Origin of the sequence: Marinobacter subterrani (assembly GCF_001045555.1) — a bacterium.
GTDB lineage: Bacteria > Pseudomonadota > Gammaproteobacteria > Pseudomonadales > Oleiphilaceae > Marinobacter > Marinobacter subterrani.
Genome location: NZ_LFBU01000001.1, coordinates 3,382,915 through 3,400,397 on the forward strand (window position 1 = coordinate 3,382,915; position 17,483 = coordinate 3,400,397).

26 protein-coding genes, 1 other RNA gene and 1 pseudogene are annotated in these 17,483 nt (G+C 62.2%); 23 read left to right on the forward strand and 5 right to left on the reverse strand.

Annotated features, from left to right (window positions below):
• Window positions 1-111 precede the first annotated feature (111 nt).
• The gene (folM, locus tag msub_RS15675; RefSeq protein ID WP_048496876.1) at window positions 112-819 is read right to left on the reverse strand and encodes a dihydromonapterin reductase; all 708 of its coding nucleotides are present in this window, start codon (window positions 817-819) and stop codon (window positions 112-114) included.
• Between the two features lie 105 nt (window positions 820-924).
• Between folM and msub_RS15680 the strand changes: the two genes are divergently transcribed.
• The 3 genes from msub_RS15680 to msub_RS15690 all read left to right on the forward strand — a co-directional run bounded on the left by msub_RS15680 (window position 925) and on the right by msub_RS15690 (window position 5,352).
• Window positions 925-2,634 carry a VRR-NUC domain-containing protein gene (locus tag msub_RS15680; RefSeq protein ID WP_048496877.1) on the forward strand — a complete coding sequence of 570 codons (1,710 nt, stop codon included), beginning with the start codon at window positions 925-927 and terminating at the stop codon, window positions 2,632-2,634.
• Window positions 2,631-4,901, forward strand: coding sequence for an ATP-dependent DNA helicase (locus msub_RS15685; protein ID WP_227506750.1), 2,271 nt, complete (start codon window positions 2,631-2,633; stop codon window positions 4,899-4,901). The genes msub_RS15680 and msub_RS15685 overlap by 4 nt, the downstream gene beginning before the upstream one ends.
• A 136-nt stretch (window positions 4,902-5,037) precedes the next feature.
• Complete coding sequence (locus tag msub_RS15690; protein WP_227506751.1) at window positions 5,038-5,352, forward strand: BON domain-containing protein; 315 nt, start codon at window positions 5,038-5,040, stop codon at window positions 5,350-5,352.
• 52 nt (window positions 5,353-5,404) lie between these two features.
• Here the strand turns inward: msub_RS15690 and msub_RS15695 are convergent, their stop codons facing one another.
• From msub_RS15695 to msub_RS22230, 3 genes and pseudogenes are all read right to left on the reverse strand, one after another.
• Window positions 5,405-5,770: a PAS domain-containing protein gene (locus msub_RS15695; protein ID WP_048496878.1), complete on the reverse strand. Its 366-nt coding sequence runs from the start codon at window positions 5,768-5,770 to the stop codon at window positions 5,405-5,407.
• A gap of 267 nt (window positions 5,771-6,037) precedes the next feature.
• Entirely contained in the window at window positions 6,038-6,454 is a 417-nt protein-coding gene (locus msub_RS22225) for a S24 family peptidase (protein ID WP_227506822.1), read from the reverse strand.
• A gap of 60 nt (window positions 6,455-6,514) precedes the next feature.
• A pseudogene (locus tag msub_RS22230) lies at window positions 6,515-6,742 on the reverse strand (helix-turn-helix domain-containing protein); the annotation flags it as partial.
• 166 nt (window positions 6,743-6,908) lie between these two features.
• Here msub_RS22230 and msub_RS15705 point away from each other — a divergent pair.
• From msub_RS15705 to msub_RS15715, 3 genes are read left to right on the forward strand one after another with little or no spacing between them, the layout of a single operon-like run.
• Window positions 6,909-7,244: a helix-turn-helix domain-containing protein gene (locus msub_RS15705; RefSeq protein ID WP_053077963.1), complete on the forward strand. Its 336-nt coding sequence runs from the start codon at window positions 6,909-6,911 to the stop codon at window positions 7,242-7,244.
• Window positions 7,245-7,246: 2 nt separating this feature from the next.
• Window positions 7,247-7,684 (forward strand): hypothetical protein, encoded by a 438-nt coding sequence (locus tag msub_RS15710; protein ID WP_048496879.1) that lies wholly within the window; start codon window positions 7,247-7,249, stop codon window positions 7,682-7,684.
• On the forward strand, window positions 7,681-8,109 hold the full coding sequence (locus tag msub_RS15715) for a hypothetical protein (RefSeq protein WP_048495463.1): 429 nt from the start codon (window positions 7,681-7,683) through the stop codon (window positions 8,107-8,109). Before msub_RS15710 ends, msub_RS15715 begins: the two co-directional genes overlap by 4 nt.
• Here msub_RS15715 and msub_RS15720 read toward each other — a convergent pair.
• Window positions 8,090-8,353 (reverse strand): hypothetical protein, encoded by a 264-nt coding sequence (locus msub_RS15720; RefSeq protein ID WP_048495462.1) that lies wholly within the window; start codon window positions 8,351-8,353, stop codon window positions 8,090-8,092. The genes msub_RS15715 and msub_RS15720 overlap by 20 nt on opposite strands.
• A gap of 86 nt (window positions 8,354-8,439) precedes the next feature.
• On the opposite strand from msub_RS15720, the gene msub_RS15725 reads away from it, so the two are divergent.
• The 17 genes from msub_RS15725 to msub_RS15805 all read left to right on the forward strand — a co-directional run bounded on the left by msub_RS15725 (window position 8,440) and on the right by msub_RS15805 (window position 17,474).
• Window positions 8,440-10,536 carry a DNA-binding protein gene (locus tag msub_RS15725; protein ID WP_197083849.1) on the forward strand — a complete coding sequence of 699 codons (2,097 nt, stop codon included), beginning with the start codon at window positions 8,440-8,442 and terminating at the stop codon, window positions 10,534-10,536.
• A 42-nt stretch (window positions 10,537-10,578) separates the two neighbouring features.
• Window positions 10,579-11,298: an AAA family ATPase gene (locus msub_RS15730; RefSeq protein ID WP_048496880.1), complete on the forward strand. Its 720-nt coding sequence runs from the start codon at window positions 10,579-10,581 to the stop codon at window positions 11,296-11,298.
• 2 nt (window positions 11,299-11,300) lie between these two features.
• Window positions 11,301-11,936, forward strand: a complete 636-nt coding sequence (locus msub_RS15735) for a hypothetical protein (protein WP_048496881.1) — start codon at window positions 11,301-11,303, stop codon at window positions 11,934-11,936.
• On the forward strand, window positions 11,933-12,319 hold the full coding sequence (locus msub_RS15740) for a hypothetical protein (protein ID WP_048495459.1): 387 nt from the start codon (window positions 11,933-11,935) through the stop codon (window positions 12,317-12,319). The genes msub_RS15735 and msub_RS15740 overlap by 4 nt, the downstream gene beginning before the upstream one ends.
• Window positions 12,312-12,623 (forward strand): hypothetical protein, encoded by a 312-nt coding sequence (locus msub_RS15745; protein ID WP_048495458.1) that lies wholly within the window; start codon window positions 12,312-12,314, stop codon window positions 12,621-12,623. The genes msub_RS15740 and msub_RS15745 overlap by 8 nt, the downstream gene beginning before the upstream one ends.
• The gene (locus msub_RS15750) at window positions 12,620-13,012 is read left to right on the forward strand and encodes a hypothetical protein (RefSeq protein WP_156182733.1); all 393 of its coding nucleotides are present in this window, start codon (window positions 12,620-12,622) and stop codon (window positions 13,010-13,012) included. The genes msub_RS15745 and msub_RS15750 overlap by 4 nt, the downstream gene beginning before the upstream one ends.
• The gene (locus msub_RS15755; RefSeq protein ID WP_048495456.1) at window positions 13,009-13,635 is read left to right on the forward strand and encodes a DUF3164 family protein; all 627 of its coding nucleotides are present in this window, start codon (window positions 13,009-13,011) and stop codon (window positions 13,633-13,635) included. The genes msub_RS15750 and msub_RS15755 overlap by 4 nt, the downstream gene beginning before the upstream one ends.
• A 1-nt stretch (window position 13,636) precedes the next feature.
• Window positions 13,637-13,879, forward strand: coding sequence for a hypothetical protein (locus tag msub_RS15760; protein ID WP_048495455.1), 243 nt, complete (start codon window positions 13,637-13,639; stop codon window positions 13,877-13,879).
• Window positions 13,878-13,940, forward strand: an RNA gene (locus tag msub_RS21260) — hammerhead ribozyme type II. Before msub_RS15760 ends, msub_RS21260 begins: the two co-directional genes overlap by 2 nt.
• A 215-nt stretch (window positions 13,941-14,155) precedes the next feature.
• Window positions 14,156-14,404 carry a hypothetical protein gene (locus msub_RS15770; protein WP_048495453.1) on the forward strand — a complete coding sequence of 83 codons (249 nt, stop codon included), beginning with the start codon at window positions 14,156-14,158 and terminating at the stop codon, window positions 14,402-14,404.
• Complete coding sequence (locus msub_RS15775; protein ID WP_048495452.1) at window positions 14,401-14,787, forward strand: hypothetical protein; 387 nt, start codon at window positions 14,401-14,403, stop codon at window positions 14,785-14,787. The genes msub_RS15770 and msub_RS15775 overlap by 4 nt, the downstream gene beginning before the upstream one ends.
• 3 nt (window positions 14,788-14,790) lie before the next feature.
• Window positions 14,791-15,210, forward strand: coding sequence for a hypothetical protein (locus msub_RS15780; protein ID WP_048495451.1), 420 nt, complete (start codon window positions 14,791-14,793; stop codon window positions 15,208-15,210).
• Entirely contained in the window at window positions 15,207-15,575 is a 369-nt protein-coding gene (locus msub_RS21855) for a hypothetical protein (RefSeq protein ID WP_197083802.1), read from the forward strand. Before msub_RS15780 ends, msub_RS21855 begins: the two co-directional genes overlap by 4 nt.
• Window positions 15,572-15,991 carry a gp16 family protein gene (locus msub_RS15790; RefSeq protein ID WP_048495450.1) on the forward strand — a complete coding sequence of 140 codons (420 nt, stop codon included), beginning with the start codon at window positions 15,572-15,574 and terminating at the stop codon, window positions 15,989-15,991. Before msub_RS21855 ends, msub_RS15790 begins: the two co-directional genes overlap by 4 nt.
• Complete coding sequence (locus msub_RS15795; RefSeq protein ID WP_048495449.1) at window positions 15,984-16,409, forward strand: Mor transcription activator family protein; 426 nt, start codon at window positions 15,984-15,986, stop codon at window positions 16,407-16,409. Before msub_RS15790 ends, msub_RS15795 begins: the two co-directional genes overlap by 8 nt.
• Before the next feature lie 181 nt (window positions 16,410-16,590).
• The gene (locus msub_RS15800; RefSeq protein ID WP_048495448.1) at window positions 16,591-17,121 is read left to right on the forward strand and encodes a hypothetical protein; all 531 of its coding nucleotides are present in this window, start codon (window positions 16,591-16,593) and stop codon (window positions 17,119-17,121) included.
• A complete protein-coding gene (locus tag msub_RS15805; protein ID WP_048495447.1) occupies window positions 17,118-17,474 on the forward strand; it encodes a D-Ala-D-Ala carboxypeptidase family metallohydrolase in 357 nt (118 codons plus the stop codon). The genes msub_RS15800 and msub_RS15805 overlap by 4 nt, the downstream gene beginning before the upstream one ends.
• The last annotated feature ends 9 nt before the right edge of the window (window positions 17,475-17,483 follow it).

Here is a 17,483-nt window from a genome sequence, read left to right on the forward strand (position 1 = left end):
ACAGGTTACCGCATGTGACCACAGATGCGGACCGTCAGAAACGTCTGATCGTCACAAAGCACAGCGGCCCGTTGCGACAGGTAGTGTCGCCGGGCCGGCTATCCGATCTTCTCAGGCCAGGTGCCGGCCGCCATCCAGGGGCAGGGTTCTGCCGGTAATGTAGGGATTGTCGAGCAGAAATTGCAGGCTGGCCACGGCCACTCCAGCGCCCGGCTCGATGCCCATCAATGATTTTTTCAGGGTCTTTTCCCGGTAAGCCTCGCTGTCTCCCGGATTGAACAGGATCAGCGAGGGCGCAATGGCGTTGACCTTTACCCGGGGCGCCAGCAGCCGCGAGAACGACAGGGTGAGATTGGCCAGGGCCGCTTTGCTGGCGGCATAGGCAATATGCTTCGCGCTGCCTGTTTCGACCACGTAGTCGGTCATGTGGATGATGTCGGTTGCGGTATCCCCCTGCTCCAGCATGGATCGGCACGCCAGATTGATCCGATACGGCGTCATCACGTGAACCTGCATCATGGCGTTCATCACCTCCGCCGGGTCGGAATCCTTGCTCTCGGGTAACCAGTCCGAGGCGTTGTGGATGATCGCGCGCAGTGTGTCCGTTCGCGATTTCAGGGCCTCGATAAAGTCATCAATGCCCTTATTCGTGGCAAAATCCGCGTGGAGACATTCGGCACCCGCCTTTTGCAGCGCATCTATGGCCGGTCGATAGGTGCGATAGGTAACGATGATGGGCTGGCCACGGTCAAGGCAGGCTCTGGCGAAGGCCAGGCCGATTCGCTGGCCGGCGCCGGTTATCAGAATGGGGGCGGTCATGGTGTTTTCCTGTAAGCAGTGTCTTACCTACGTTGATGTCCTCCTTGCGGCTCAACGTGGTAGCGTCATACCCCGGAACCATCCCGAAGGAAGATCAACCAGGCCATGTCACCGGCGAAGCTACAGAGCAAACAACCGGGTACCGCAGATCTGAACAATCCGCTGTACTACCTCGAAAACATGGAGACCGTTGTTGGCTGGGTGCTCAGCCACCATGGCGATTTGCTGACGGCGGCAGAGCAGGCTCGGCTGGCGCAGTTCTACCATCTGTCCACACCGGCCCGGGCACTGCTTACCCGAATGGTGATGCGTTCGGGGGAGCTGTTCCGGTCGGACAAACTGACCTACCCGGAGCTGGGCGTACCCGAGGCCCACGCCCTGGCGGAACTGGCCGAGGCTGGCTGGCTGGACACCGAGCCGCGGCTTAGCCTGGACGAGCTGTTCCGGCTTTTCACCCTGGCGGAATTACGACCGGCTTTTGCCCCCGTGCTTGCGGCTACCGGCGAGCCCGCCAACCTGCCCAAAGGGCAACTGCGTGACACTTTGCTGCCCCGGTTCCCCGATGCGCTGACCATTTCTGACTGGCTGGGGCCTGGCGCGAGCCGGGTCGTCCGGCTCGAACACATGCCGCTGTTCGACCGGATCCGTCTGATGTTCTTCGGTAACCTGCGCCAGAGCTGGCCCGATTTCGTGTTGGTGGAACTGGGTCACCAGCAGTACGAGCCTGTCACCTTCACCCCGGATTCCCGGGCCTTCGGGCACCGACCGGAGGTGGACCTGTATCTGGCCATGCACCAGTGCCGGGAATGGCTGGATCAGGGTGTGCCCGCCCGTGAGGTCTGGCCGGAAGTGCCGGCGCCGTCGGAGAATCCGTGGCTGACCAGCCGCCGGGACCGGCTGTTGCTGGAACTGGGCCGGCAGGCGGAGCGCCAGGGCGAGCGGGAGCTGGCCCTGCAGGCATTGGCCAGCAGCGGCCACCGGGAAGCGCGGCTGAAGCAGTTGCGGTTACTGGAGCGGATGAAACGCCACGGCGACGCCTGGGAAATTGCCTCACAGTGGCACACACAGGATCTGAGCGATGCCGAGGCCCAGGGGCTGGCGCGGATTCTGAAACGCCTTGCGGCAAAGCTGGGCGAGCCGGCTCCGCCATTGGCCACGACGCCGCCGATCATGGAATTCAGTCTCACGCTGCCAAGACCGGCGCTGGGCTCGGTGGAACTCGCTGTGCAGCAGCATTTATGGCGGGACGATGCGCCGGTGTTCTATGTGGAAAATACCCTGATCAACGGCCTGTTCGGGCTATTGTGCTGGCAGACCATCTTTGCGCCCGTGCCGGGGGCCTTCTTCCATCCATTCCATGTGGGCCCGGCAGACCTGACCCGGGAGGATTTCGTGGCCCGTCGCCAGGCCGGGTTCGACCAGTGCTTTGCCCTGCTGGCGGATGGCCGCTACCGGGCCCGGATTCTGGCCAACTATCGGGCCAAACAGGGCATCACCAACCCGTTCGTGATCTGGCCGGTGATCACCGAAGAGTTGCTCCATCTGGCGCTGGACTGCATCCCACCGGCGGATCTCGAACGCCTGTTCCGGCGCCTGTTGCGCAATATCCGGGAGCACCGCAGCGGCTTTCCCGATCTGATCCGGTTCCATCCCGGCAAGCCGGGGCCTGGCAGGCGTTATGACATGATCGAGGTGAAAGGCCCGGGCGACCGGCTGCAGGATCATCAGGTCCGCTGGCTCGCGTTTTTTGCCGGTGAGGGCATTCCCGCCAGTGTCTGTTATGTGCGCTGGCGGGACAATGAGGCGGTGGCATGACCCTGAAGGTAGCCGTCCGCACCCTCTGCGAATTTGCCGCCCGCACCGGCGATCTGGACTTCCGCTATACCCCGGCCCCCAGTTCCGAGGAAGGCATAGCCGGCCACCAGGCAATCCAGTCCCGGCGCGGGTTTGGTTATAAAAGTGAGTATTTACTGACCGGGGAGTGTCTGGGGCTAAAGCTTTCCGGGCGCGCGGATGTCTATAACCCGCACCGTGGCCGGCTGGAAGAGATCAAGACCCACCGGGGTGACCTGTCCCGAATCCGCGACCACCAGCGGGCGCTTCATCGTGCCCAGTTACGAGCCTATGGTGCGCTCTTGTGCCGGCAGGAAAACCGGAAAACTCTGGAACTGGCGTTGATCTATTACGACACCGGAAGAGACAAGGAAACACCGGTGGTGGAGACCGCCAGTGCCGACGAACTCTGGCAGGAACTGGAAGCCCTGTGCCGTCAGTACAAGGCCTGGGCCGAGCAGGAGGAGCATCACCGTGAGCAGCGCAATGTCCTGCTGGCCGGGCTGAGATTTCCTTTTCCGGCGTTCCGCCCCAGGCAGCGCCAGTTGGCGGAGACCGTCTACAAGAACTCGGTGAAGTCCGGCACTTTGCTGCTTGAGGCACCCACCGGTCTGGGCAAGACCCTCGGTACCCTGTTCCCGGCGCTAATGGCCATGCCATCAGCCGGGAAGGACCGGTTGTTCTACCTCACCTGCCGCAACACCGCCCGCCAGCTTGCCATGGATGCCGTGGCGCGTCTGCGTTCGGCTCAAGTGGCCCCGAACTGGCCCATGCGAACCCTGGAACTGGTATCGAAAGACGACGCCTGCGAGCACCCGGACAAAGCCTGCCATGGCGAATCCTGCCCCCTGGCCAAAGGCTTTTTCGACCGGCTGCCCGATGCCCGGGCGGAAGCGGCCCGGACCGAAGGCACACTGGATCAACAGACGTTGGCGAAGATCGCCGCCGGTCACGATATTTGCCCTTACTTTCTGGCCCAGGAAATGGCCCGGTGGAGCGATGTGGTGATCGGTGATGTGAACCGGTTGTTCGACCAATCCGCCCTGCTCCACGGTTTGATTCGCCAGAACAACTGGAAGACCAGCGTGCTGGTGGATGAGGCCCATAACCTGGTGGACCGGGGCCGGGGTATGTATTCGGTACGGCTGGACCAGCAACGATTACTGAAAGTGAAAAAGACAGCACCGAAGCCGCTGAAGGGCGCCATCGACCGAACGGCCCGGGCGTGGCAGAGCCTGATCCGGGATCATCAGGTGAGCGATGATACCCCGGTTTTTCTGGCGACCCTGCCGGCGCAACTACTGGGCGCGCTGCAGGCCCTGGTCTCCGTGATCACGGATTTCCTGGCCGACAACCCGCCGGATCTGGCGCTGCAGGAACTGCTGTTCGAGAGCGTGGCGTTCATGAAGCTGGCGGACACCTTCGGTGACCATTCGCTGTGCGAATTCCAGCGTGCCGGCCGGGGCCGCGCGAGCCTGACCATCCAGAACCTGGTGCCGGCGGACTTCCTGCGGGAGCGGTTTGCAGCCGCGGACTCGGTGCTGCTGTTCTCCGCCACCCTGAGCCCCGGTGTCTATTACCGGGATCTTTTGGGGATGCCTGACGATTCCCGGTTTATCTCCCTTGCCAGCCCCTTCAGTGCCGATCAGTTACAGGTGCATTTCACCCCGGGCCTCAGTACCCGCCAGATTCACCGGGAAGCGTCACTGAAACCCATCGCCGAGCTGATCGCCCGGCAGTTCCGGGAGCGTCCGGGCCATTACCTGGCGTTTTTCAGCAGCTTCAAATACGCCAGAGAGGTGAGTGAGACGCTCGCCGAACAGGCACCAGATGTGCCCCAGCGGTCCCAACAGCCGGGCATGAGCCCGGAGCAACGCAGGCAGTTTCTGTCCGGGTTCCAGCAACCAGAAGGGCGCGTGGCCTTTGCCGTGCTCGGCGGCGTGTTCAGCGAAGGCATCGACCTGCCGGGGGATCAACTGATCGGCGCCTTCGTTGCCACTCTGGGATTGCCGCCCTTCGATGCCTGGCATGAAATCCTGAAGGCCCGCCTCGAGCAGCGCTTCGGCGCCGGCTACGACTACACCTACCGGATTCCCGGCCTGCAGAAAGTGGCCCAGGCCGCGGGGCGGGTGATCCGCACCCCGGAGGACGAAGGCATTATCTGGTTGATTGATGATCGATTCCTGCAGCCGGAGAACAACCGACTGTTGCCGCGCTGGTGGTTCGCAAAGGGGCCGGCCAGGGCGTGACCTGTGTTCGCCATCGAACAGACCCGACCCATTGGCTGTTTTAACCTTCAAGGGCCCCGGCCAGCCAACTGCCGGAGGTCTGGCTCTGTCAGGGGCAGAAGGTTCCCGGATGTTGGCGAGAACAGGAGAAATAGACATGGAACGGATAATGCGCTCAGTCCCGATAATGGCTCTGGCAATGCTGTTGGCCCTGTTTGCCGGATGTGCCTCAACGGAATCCAGTTCCGGCACCGGCGAGTACATCGACGATACGGTGATCACTACCAAGGTAAAGGCGGCGATCTTCAACGAACCAACGCTCAAGAGCGCCGAAATCAACGTTGAGACCTTCAAGGGGGCGGTTCAGCTGTCGGGCTTCGTTAACTCGCGGGCCGACATCGATACCGCCGTCCGGGTGGCCCGGGGCGTGAAAGGTGTCAAGTCGGTCAGCAACGATATGGAGCTGAAATAACGCCGGGTGAGTGATTGCGGGGCTAGGAGGAAGTCCCTGGTCCGCTCTGGCCTCAGGCCTCAGGCTTGTGCCGCAGGGCGGACTCCAGGTTCTTGGTTTCGGTGATATCCACCAGGGTGATCACCACACCGTCGATCACGTTATCCAGCCGGCGATAGGGGATGATCCTGACCGAAAACCAGCGGTCGTCGCTGGTGGTAATCTGCTTTTCGCTGGTTGCCAGGGTCTCCAGGGTTCTGCTGGCATCGTCCTGCAATTCCGGGTAACGGAGGCTGGAGGTCAGGTCGCTGAGGGGCCGGCCGATGTCGCTTTCCCGCAGGCTGATAATGGCTGCCGCCCGTTCCGTGTAGCGCCGCACATTCAGGTTCTGATCCAGAAACAGAACCGCGATCTCGATGCTGTTGAGCACGTTCTGCATATTGTGAACTAGGGTTATGTTTGGCACAGCCGGGAATACATGGGAATCAGCGGGATTGAATGGGAAGAATCTAAGCACATCAGGCGTTTAGAAGTACCGGGGCGGCGAGTTTGTGCCAAATGTAGCGCCAACCACCATAAAGCCGATATTCCACCGAACCTTTCCAATTTAGCGCGATGTTTGGCACTTGATCAGAGCGCCGATTCTGTTCGAGGCCAGGAACAGAACTGAGCCGAGGCGAGATCGACGACACGCCCGGTGCCAGGATCAAAGCCAGCCTGCCGACCACACCGCCCTGCCTATTACCTCCAGCTCGTTCAGCCGGTCCCTGGGGACTGTAACGGGCTGGTACTGTTTATTCTCACTGATGATCACCACGCCGTCGAAGCTGCTCTGCAGGCGTTTGGCGTAGAGGTGATCGTTCAGCAGCAGCACGTAGATTCCCTCGCCTTCTATTGTCGTCCTGGTGTGATCGATCAGGACGGTGTCGCCGCTGTGCAGCACGGGCTCCATGGAGTCGCCATCGATACGGATGGCGGACAGGTGCTCCGGCGTCAGGCCTTTCTTGCGCAGGCTGTAGCGCGTGAAGCTCAAGTGGGTCAGCACCTTGGAGTTTTCATTCCAGGCACCGTCACCGGCGCTGCACTGCGCATCATAGAGTGGCACGAAGGCATAGTCTTCCATTCCTGCCGGTTCGACTGGCGTATCGGTTGGAGAGCCGCGACCAATCGCCAGCCAATCAATAGATACCCCGCCAGCTATGGCTATGGAGGCTAACGCTTTCCGGCTAGGTTCACCCCCATTCAGATACCTCTGTATACCGCTTTGAGATATGCCCGCCGTTTTGGCTAAGGCGTTGGCGCTGCCCACCTTAGACACCAGAACCTTGAGCCTTTCAATGAAGGCGTCGTCTTTTCCATCTTTCGCGCCCGAACCTGGAAGTCCGTCCGAATTTTTCCCGTTAGCTTCCATGTTATATAACTCTATGATTCGACTATATAAAATACGTATCCGGTTAATTTATCAACCGAATACAACATGGAAGTAGTATTTAACGGTTGACGACATAACCGGATACGGATATGTTTATTTCCTAGAACACGATAGACGACCCAAAAAAACGCCACCGAGGTGACGCATGAAAACCAAGATTCCGACCGATCCAGAACTGCTGTGGGAGTGGGTGAAATTCCAGCTCCGTATGCGTGGATCGTCCCTTGCCAAGGTTGCCCAGGATCTGGGTGTTTCCAGGCAGTCTGTCAATAACGCCAAGCGCGTGCGGTACCCACGAGTTGAGCGGGCCATTGCCCGGAAGCTGGAACTGGCTCCCCAGGACATCTGGCCCGACCGCTGGCATCCGCACGGCGCGCCGCTCCGCGAACGTCCGAATATGGGAGAACGCAAGGAGCAGGTATGCGCTAAGCATACAAAATCTAACGCTATCGCGCACTGTCAACTGGCGCGGAGCGCATAAATATGCGCAGGGTCAAAGACACCGCCACGTTTGACATCTTCGAGGTGCCCCAGCCGGTGGTCCCGCTGCCAGGCAGTGGAAACTATGCCGCCCAGGTAAGCGAGCTGGTGGGCGCTGTCTTGAAGCACTCCCCACACGATCGTTACGAGATCGCGGCCCAGATGAGCCGGCTGTCTGGCGACGACGTGTCCAAGCACATGCTGGATGCCTGGTCGAGCCCGGGCCGGAGCGAGCACAACATTCCGCTGTACCGGGTTCCGCTGCTGGAAGAGGTGTGCCACACCCACGCCTTTACCGACTGGATGGTGCACATGCGCGGCGGCCGTGTGGCCTACGGAAAAGAGGCGCTGGCGGCGCAGTACGGAAAGATGCAGCAGATGAAGGACCGGCTGCAGCACGACATGAAGGAACTGAAGCGACTGATGGGAGAAGAGGAATGAAGCAGTCTGACCTGACGAAAGATCACCACCAGGCATTCGCGGTCGCTGCCTGCCTCGGAAGCGAAGAAGCCATACAGGTCATGAGTGACCTTATATCTCAGGCTATCGCAGAGGGCATGACCGCTGTCGAGTTCAGTGTACGGATACAGAAGTCTGGCCCCTACAAGCTGCTTGAAAGGGCTGGGCAGATTATCGATGAGGCTCTAACCGCAGCGCCTCAGGAGGCCAGCGACTTTACCTGGGGGCCTGCCACTTGGGCCCTGAAAGAAATGTCCAAGTATGCCTATGAGAGCTGGGGGATCACTGACCAGTCCGTGAGCATCCGGATATTGCACCAGGCAGCTCTGACGAGAGCCCAGCCAGAAAAGTTACTGGCCGGACTTTTCAACTCCCTTTCGGGTGATGTTAAGAAGGATCGGAAGTAATGCTCTCGACCTTGCGTAAGACCGTTTCGGCAATGATCCGGGCATCCGAGTTTTCTGGCCGCCCTTCTATTTCAGCCTGCAGCTCAGCGATAACGGCCTCTTTCGTTACTGGTCGACCTTTCATCATGAGCTTCTCCACGCACTGGCCGAAGTATGAGTGCCACACGCCAGCAGCGGCAGTCCGCATGTTCTCAGCTCGGGTGCGCTGCATCTCTTCAATATCAAAATCTGTTCCCTTTGCCATGGGGGCTCCTTTTGCCTTGGTTGGTTTGGTTGGCACCTCTAACCATAGCGGAGGGGTGAGCCCCGCCAATTCCGGGGGGATCGGTCATGAACTGCCGCACGTCTCCCATGGTCCGGTCTTATTTCACGGCGGCTGAGCTGGCGGGAATGCCGGGTATGCCGGGAACTCGACGCGGGGTGGCCTTCCGGGCTCAGTCAGAAGCCTGGGACGCCAGAAAGCGCCAGAGAAAAGGCGGTGGCCGAGAATACGCCTTCGCCAGTCTCCCCCAGGAAACCCAGGACGCCCTGCTGGCACGCCTGGTAGACAGCGCCGAACCTGACCATCCGGTACAGACCACCACCGCCACGCCGGCCCCGGCCCGTAAGCCGGAAAGCTACGAGCAACTGAACGACACCCAGCTGCAGGTGATGGGCGCCCGGGTGGCGTTCGTGCGAGAGATCGAGCGGCTTTGCACCCTGACCACCCAACAGAAGGCCATTCAAACGTTAGTCGCCAAGGCGGCCCTGGGTGATCTAACACCTTACCTGGCTGATCGGGTGGTGCTGGCGAACGATCGCAAGACCGCCACCCGCACCCTGTCTGAGCGCACCCTCAAGCGCTGGCTGTCCGACTTCCGCGAACACGGCGAGCGGGGGCTGGCCCCCAAGCGCCGCAAGGCTGACATGACCGTGCCTGAGTGGCTGCCCCAGTTCCTCAAGTTCTACCAGCGCCCCCAGAAGCCCAGCGTGGCAGCGGCCTACCAGATGATGGTGGAGCGCACGGCTGGCCCGCACCCGTCAATCGACCAGGTGCGCCGGCAACTGCGCAAGATGAGCCCGGAGGCCCGGGAGCGTGGCCGCATGGGGTCGCGCGACCTGAAGGCGGTGCAGCCGTTCAAGCGCCGGACCTTCGATCACCTGTGGCCCAACGATGTGTGGGTGGGTGACGGCCACACCTTCAAGAGTGAGGTGATCAACCCGATCACCGGCCAGGCCTTCAAACCCGAGATCACCATGGTGATCGACTGGGGCACTAAGCGCATCGTCGGCTTTGCCGTCAACCTGGCCGAGTCCATCCTGGCCACCCTGGATGCCCTTCGTGACGGTGTTACCCGCAATGGCATGTTCGCCGTGTTCTATTCCGACAATGGCGCCGGCTTTGACAACGATCCGGTGCGGGAAGTCGTCGACCGCCTGGGTGGCACCTTCACCAACGCGCTGCCCTACAACTCCCAAGGCAGGGGCGTGATTGAGCGGCCGCACCAATCCATCCTGATCCGTTACGCCAAAACCCTGGACAGTTACATCGGCCCGGACATGGACAAAGAGGCGGCCACCCGGGTGCATAAGCTCTCGCGCAAGGCCATCAAAAACGGCCTGAAGCCGCTGCACATCCCCAGCTTTCAGGAGTTTTACGACGGCCTGTGCGACGCCATCGAGCGCTACAACCACACGCCGCACTCGTCGCTGCCCAAGATCCGCGATCTGGAGACCGGCCGAATGCGCCACCAGAGCCCCATGGAAGCCCTGGCCAGCGCTGAGGCCGAAGGCTGGGAACCGGTGAGCGCCGAGGCCGACCTGGTGGCCTCACTCACCCGGCCGCAGGAAGTGCGCAAGACCCACCGGGGCGAGGTGCGCATCAACGGTGGCATTTACTTCCTGGACATGCTGCGGGACTTCCACGGCGAGGAGGTCAAGGTGGCCTGGGATTACCGCGACGAGACCCGTGTGGGCGTGTTCACCCTGGAGGGCGAGCTTCTGGGTGAGGCCGAGCTGAACGGCAACGCCACCCAGGCCATGCCGCAAAGCATGATCCAGCGCGCCGCCGACAAGCGCGCGAAAGGCCAGCTCAACCGCCTGGGTACCAAGGCCAAAACCATAACCGGCCAGGACGTTGAGATCCGCGTGATCGAGCCCCTGTCCGCCAACGACGACAACGAAAAGTTGCTGGAGGCCGGCCGCGCCAAGGCCCGCGAACTGGCGGCACCGAAGGCCGAAACCTTCCAGATACCCGAAGACCCCACCCAGCGGTACCGCCTATGGCTGGTCCTGGACAAGCGCCAGAACGCCGGCGAGACGCTGAGCGAAGCCGAACACAAGTGGTGGGAGAGTTACCCGAAAACAACCGGATTCCGCGCCATCCAGCGCGTGATGGAAATGAGTGCCAGCGGGAATGCGCCCGCCGGCACTCGGAAGGCCATGTAAGCGCATGGCCCTGACACCCAAGCAGTAAATCTAGGAGATCGTATGAGCGTCAACACCATTGTACCACTGACCAACGTCGGCCTGCTCGCCCACGCCGTGGAGAGCGCGGCCAACCGGCCCCCCGAGCTGCCCGGTCTGGTGGTGATGTACGGCCCGAGCGGCTACGGCAAATCCCTGGCGGCCGCCTATGCCGCCAACCTGCACCGCGCCTACTACGTGGAGTGCCGGGAGAGCTGGACGAAAAAGGCCTTCCTGGTCGCCATCCTGCGGGAGATGGGAATCATCCCCATGAAAACCCTCAGCGAGATGGTGGACCAGGTGGCCGAGCAGCTCAGCCGTTCCGCCCGCCCGCTGATTGTCGACGACGTCCAGTACGTGATCGACAAGGCGGCGGCCAACGTGTTGACCGACATCTACAACGCCAGCCAGGGCACCCTGATCCTGATCGGCGAGGAGCGTGTGCCCACCTCCATGGCACGCCTGGAGCGCCTGCATAACCGGGTTCTGGAATGGGTGCCTGCCCAGAAGGCCAGCCTGGACGACGTGCGCGAGCTGGCCAGCCGCAGCTACCCGGATTTGAAAATGGACGATGACCTGCTGCAGACCGTGAACGATCGGGTGCGCGGCTGCCTGCGCCGGGTGGCCGTCAACCTGTACCGGATCCACAGCGAAGCACTGGCCAACGGCTGGGAGCGGGTGGACCTTGACACCTGGGGTGAACGCACCATCCACACCGGCCAGCCGCCGGCGCGGAGGGGTTGATCATGGCGAAGACCACCACCCGCAAACCCGTGCACCTGGAAGCCCAGGGGCCAAAGGGCGACCGCCAGTCGATGTGGGAAATCATTCGCAAGCTGCACAAGGGCGGCGAGCCGATCACCGTGCGCGACGTGTGGATGCTGGGCGCCGATTGGGCCCCCAAAGGCCGGGTGCGTGACTACATCACTGGCCTGGTGGCAGCAGGTTACCTGCGCCCCATCGAAGGCGCGCCGGGCCCGTCCGTGCAGTACGAGCTGGTGAAAGACTGTGGGCTGGACGCCCCCCGGGTGCGCAAGGACGGCACCGAAGTGACCCAGGGCCGTGGCCGCGAGCAGATGTGGCGCACTATCAAGATCATCGGCGAGTTCACCTCGCAGGATCTGGCCCGGGCGGCCAGCACTCCGGACTTCCCAGTGGCCGAGAAAACCGCCAACGAATACTGCGTGATGCTGGCCGGCGCCGGGTACCTGCAAACCGTGCGCGCAGGCCGCCCCGGCCGGTTCGCCCGGTACCGCCTGATCACCAGCCGTTGGACCGGGCCCCGCGCACCGATGATCCAGCGCCTGAAACAGGTGTTCGACCCCAACACCGGCGAGGTGGTGTACACCCGCCACGGCCGCGACGGCGGAGGTGACGCATGAAACGCACCGTCGATATCTCCGCCTGGGGCGAGGAGCCCCCGCGCTGGGTGGAGCTGCTGGCCGCTGAAGTCCGGGCCAGCAACCGCACCCGGACCGCCGAGCGCATCGGTATCTCGCGCACTGCCGTGTCGCTGCTGCTGGCCAATAACTACTCCAGCCCCAGCACTGACCGCATGGAGCGCCGGGTGCTCGAAGCCCTGGACGGCATCCACTGCCCGGCCCAGGGAAAGATGATCACCACGGAGCAATGCCGGGCCTACCGCGAGCGGCCAGCCCCCACCCACAACCCGATGGCCATGCGTATCTGGCGCACCTGCCAGGGCTGCACCAACAACCCCAACGCGGCGGCCACCGGCCCCGAGCGAGGCAAGAACCATGTATAGCGTTCCCTACCTTGAGCACTACGCCGACCGTTACGTGGAGCTGCACCTGAAGGGCCACGGCATAAGCCTGGAGCAGTACCTGGCCAACCCGCAGCGCTACGAACACCTGGCAGACGAGCCCTTCCCGCTGTTGCCAAAGCAGCGCCAGGCGCAAGCCCGTATCGACGCCGCTGAGGTGCCCGTGCCGGTAGAAGCGGAGGTAGACCACCTGCCGCGCCGCAACGGCACCGTGGTGGAGATCCTGCACCACCACCGCCACCCGCGCCGCAAGCCGTCAGGCATGCCGGGATGGAGCCGCACATGACGATCGTTTGCTTTGATCAGTACCCCGTCGAGATCGACGAGCGATTCCTGCAGCAGATGATCCGCCAGCGCCACCGGGAGCGCACCCTGGAGTGCCTGCAAGCCCACGGCGGCTGTGCCACTGGCGCGGAACTTGTCGCGGCCACTCGCCTGCCGGTGGTGACGGTCGACCGGGCCCTGGCCGGGCTGATCGCCGATGGGCGCGTGCGCACCGCCGCCAGCATGCAGGGCCCGATGTACTGCATCACCACCGTGGGCCGCTGCGACTGGTGCGGCCTGGTGGACCATCACCTGGTCGAGGGCGCCTGCCCACGCTGCAGCTACCCCACCATCTCCGAATCCCGCCCGGCCGCCCGGGCACTTGAAACAACCAAAGGAGCAACATCATGAGCAATGCCAACAAGAGCCCGAACCTTGAGGGCTACCGCACCGACGCCCGGGGCCGCCTGATCCCGGAGGACCAAATCAAGGAAGTGGACAAGCTGCGGGACGAGCTGGTCTACGGCCTGGTGGATCGTGCCAAGGCCCTGCGGGAAGAGCTGCGGGACTTCAAAGGCGACGCCTTCAGCGAGATTCACGCCTTCGTGGAAACCTCTGCCCAGGAGTACGGCGTGCAGATGGGTGGGCGCAAGGGCAACGTCCAGCTGGTGAGCTTTGACGGCCGCTACAAGATCCAACGCGCCATTCAGGAAAGCATCAGCTTTGATGAGCGCCTGCAGGCGGCCAAGGCCCTGATTGACCAGTGCCTGACCGAATGGACTGCCGACGCCCGCCCTGAAGTAGCCGCCATCGTGCAGGACGCCTTCCGTGTGGACCAGGCCGGCAACATCCGCACCGGCCAGGTGCTGGGCCTGCGCCGCCTGAACATCTCCGACGCGCGCTGGCTCAAGGCTATGGACGCTATCAGCGACGCGGTGCAGGTCACCGGCTCCAAGAGCTACATCCGCCTGTATGAGCGCGTGGGCGAAACCGACCAGTACAAAGCCATCAGCCTAGATATCGCGGGAGTGTGACATGAGCGAGCAACCGAAAAAGCCAATGGGCACCCAGGCCACCATCACCATCGAGGCGACCGATCAGGGTGTCCAGGTGGGACTGAGCTTCGCGGACAAGTACCGGGGCCTGGGCAGCGACGAAACCGCCGTGCAGCACCTGGCACTGGTGGGCGTGGAAGCCATACGCGACGCCATCCACGAGATGTTCAAGGTGAAGGAAGAGCAACTGCTTCGCCCGGTGGCCACTACCAAGAGTCACTAAGCGAAACGCCCTACGGGGCGTCTGCCAGGCGTGGTGGCCTGGTACTGATGAGCAGCCAAACAAACCGGAGTGCCGAGCGATGCCTGATATGGAACGACTGACTGACGAGCTGCGGGTGCACCTTGCAAAGACGCCAGAGGACAAGGCGTACGCCCGAGGATTCAACGCTGGCAAGTACTTCGCTCGAAAGCAGGCCGCATGGTGCGTCGTATTCGGGGCAGTAGTTGCCGTCGTGATTAGCGTTCACGCCTGGCACTAAGGAAAGAGGAAGCGGACATGAAGGTGTATGGATTTGATGACGTCGACGTACATCGCGGCGAATTGAGGGCGGCGGAGGCTGAGCCCTGGGGCCTGCGTTTCCCGGGTGAGTTGCAGGCCCGGCTGGACTGGGAGTTTATGTCAACTCGATTTTCTGAGGCTCGCACCGAATTGGTATTGCGGATGGAGCAGCAAGACGTCGATCCGGAATTGATCGAGGGTGTCCGGCGGCTCAAAGCCGGCTGGCTGCCGGTGGAGGAAGCATGATCAAGATTTTAAAAGAACCTACATATGTTGACCTGGCAAGGCTATCCGCTTTGCTGCCTTTTAGGACCGGCCCGGACGAAGGTGTCCTGTGCGTGCGTTTGCTGATGGTCATCTTTTACGCCCGAGATATCGCCGGCAATGCCAGCCCAGAAAATCTAGCCAAGTACCTGAAGGTTGACTCCAGGTTCTGCGGAAGAATGACTGGGCTCTTGAGGCGTCACGGAATGATTTGCATTGATGACGCCGGGGAAGACGAAGGCTGGCCTCTAAGGGCGCTCAATTTGGAGCCGACCATGGAGGGCATCAGCTTTGTCTGTGACCTGAAAGACAAGCACGGGCTCTTTTGGGTAGGCGATGGAACTTACTACACGATCAGAGGCTGAGTTATGAGCAACAACAAGTGGCAGCAATTGGAAGAAGGCCTGTCAGGTTTCTTTTGCAGCGTGGCGGCTGTCGCTGATGGCCACGAATTGACGTTTTTGAGACGCCTGTACAAAGAGCGCCTGGTGGTTGAGGTCTACGTGGATGGCTGGATCGAAGGCCAGTGGTACAAGGCTACGGCGGAAGGCGAGCCTGAGCACCCACAAGCACGATTCTGGCGGCCGTACCGCACCCGTCCTTACAAGCTGAGCGAGTACAAAAGCCTGAAGCGGGTGTTCGGGAAGAAGCGCGCCGATGAGATGACGGCCCTGCAAACCTGCGCCTTCATGCCGTACTGGAACACGCCAAAGAGCCTGGTACGGCACCTGAAGAAACACTTCCCGGATCTCGAACTGAAGCCGGCCAAACAGGAGGACACGCTGTGAGTGACAACCCCTTCCTCAATGACCACGGCTACGGCCCCCAAAGCGCCGCCGATCGCATCTATGCCGTCGAGCGCTTTGATCTGGACGAGTGCCGCGCGGCGCTGGACGTGCCAGGCCTGCAGAAAGCGGTGGCCAACAAGCTGCACAGCCGGATCCGCAAGCTGGAATGGGAGGCCGAGAACCTGCGCCATACCGAACTCGGGCAGGAGCTGCGTTGCACCAAGTGCAACGACTTCTGGCCGGACGACAAAGAGTTCTACTTTCAGGCCGGCGGCCGCAGCCAGCAGCCCTGCAAGGCCTGCTATGCACTATTGCCATCCCGCGCCGCCCGTAAGGCCGGAGCTGCCGCAAGGGTGCAGCCATGAGCATCAATCAACGCGGCCTGGCGCAGGTGCATATCGCGGCCAAAGAACTGGGCATGGACGACGACACCTATCGGGCGCTGCTGGCCCGGGTGGCTGGCGTTCGCAGCGCCAAGCATTTGAACGCGAGGCAGCTCAGCCAGGTGCTGGATGAATTCCGCCGCCTGGGCTGGGTGCCGAAGCCCGGCAAGAAAGCCGGCCGCAAGAAACCACGCACCCCGCCCAGCCGCAAGGCGGTGATGGATAAAGTGGAAGCGCTGCTGGCCGAGGCGGGCCGGCCCTGGGCCTACGCCGACGGCATGGCCCAGCGCATGTTCCAGGTGGATCGGGTGGACTGGCTGGACGATGACCAGCTATTCCGCCTGATGCAGGGACTACTGGTAGACGCACGGCGACACGGGAGAAGAATCAATGGGTAATCACGACCATGAGCAAACCCTGGCCCTATTCGAGGACGAGCTGGACGATTCTATGCTGGAATACATGGACGATCCGGAGATCCTGGCCAAGTGGCCCCAGGGGCTGACCGACATGCTGAGCATTCTGGAGGCCGCGTTCGTTCGGGATGGCGCCGTGGTGGCGGATGCCCGACGGCTGGCCTTCCGGGCCGTGCGTGCGCTGGCCGGTTTCGCCGGCGGCCGCAGCCTGTATGTGCCCAAGGGCGAGCAGCTGGAGACGGCCTTGAGGGACCGGGAGATCTGGGAGCGCCACAACGGCACCAACGTCAGCGAGCTGGCCAAGGCCTACCACTTGACCGAGGTGCAGATTTATTCGATTCTGGCACGCCAGCGCAAGATGATCCGCGCCCGCCTGCAACCGGGGCTGTTCGGCGACTAGCCAGCGCGGTAGTCGCCCGGCCAACGCCTTTTCTCTTTTCCGATTATCCCCCGAATTATTCTCCGACAAATGCCTGAACCGCTGGGCATTTAATAATCCGCTTTATTCCCTCCTTATAGCGCCCCGCCGATAGCCTGAAGGTCACTGAACTGCTGACCACCCACGATCAGGCGAGGCGATCATGACTGAAACCTGCACCACCGACGCATCACCGGTATTGCCCCGGGTGGCGGCTCGTCGTCGCCTGCTCAATACGGTGGCGGACCTTCAGCGCCAGCGCCGCACGGCCGTTCCCGGACCTCTGATCTGCGTGGCCATGAACGCAGCCAACGAACAGGACAAGGCCAAGGTGGCCAACAACCTGGCCGGCCTTCAGACCACCGGTTACCTGGACGTGCAGCCATTGCGCGACAACCCCGATCGCACCGGCTTCCAGCTCACCCCATGGGGACGTGAGCAGCTGGCCCTGGCTGCCGGCAAGGCCAAACCCACTGTGGAAAAATCGTTAGACACCCCGGCCACCACACACACCTCTAACGCACCAGAACCGGCCAAGCCATCCATTGAGATGGCCTGCCTGCTGTGTGAACTCGCCGAAGTCCTGAGCGCCCAGATCGCCGCTGCTCAGAAGGCCAACAACCTGGCTGAGGTGCGCCGGCTGATGGCACTGGGCCGGCGCCTCATTGATACCGAAAAGGAGCTGAGCCAATGAGCCAGATCAGCAAGAACTTCCAGCGCGCCGAGTTTGCCTGCAAATGCGGGTGTGGTTTTGACACCGTAGACGCCGTGCTGCTGCGGGTTGTGCAGGACGTGCGCAAGCACTTCAACGCACCGATCACGATCACCAGTGGCTGTCGCTGTGAATCCCATAACGCCAATGTTGGCGGTAGCCCGAACAGCCAGCACCTGCGCGGCCGTGCCGCTGACATCCAGGTGGAAGGCGTGGATCCGCCACTGGTCAGCCAGTGGCTGGAGAAAACCTACCCCGATCTCAGCATCGGCCGCTATGACACCTTCACCCACATCGACACCCGCACCAACGGCCCCGCCCGTTGGCGCGGATAGGAGAACGCC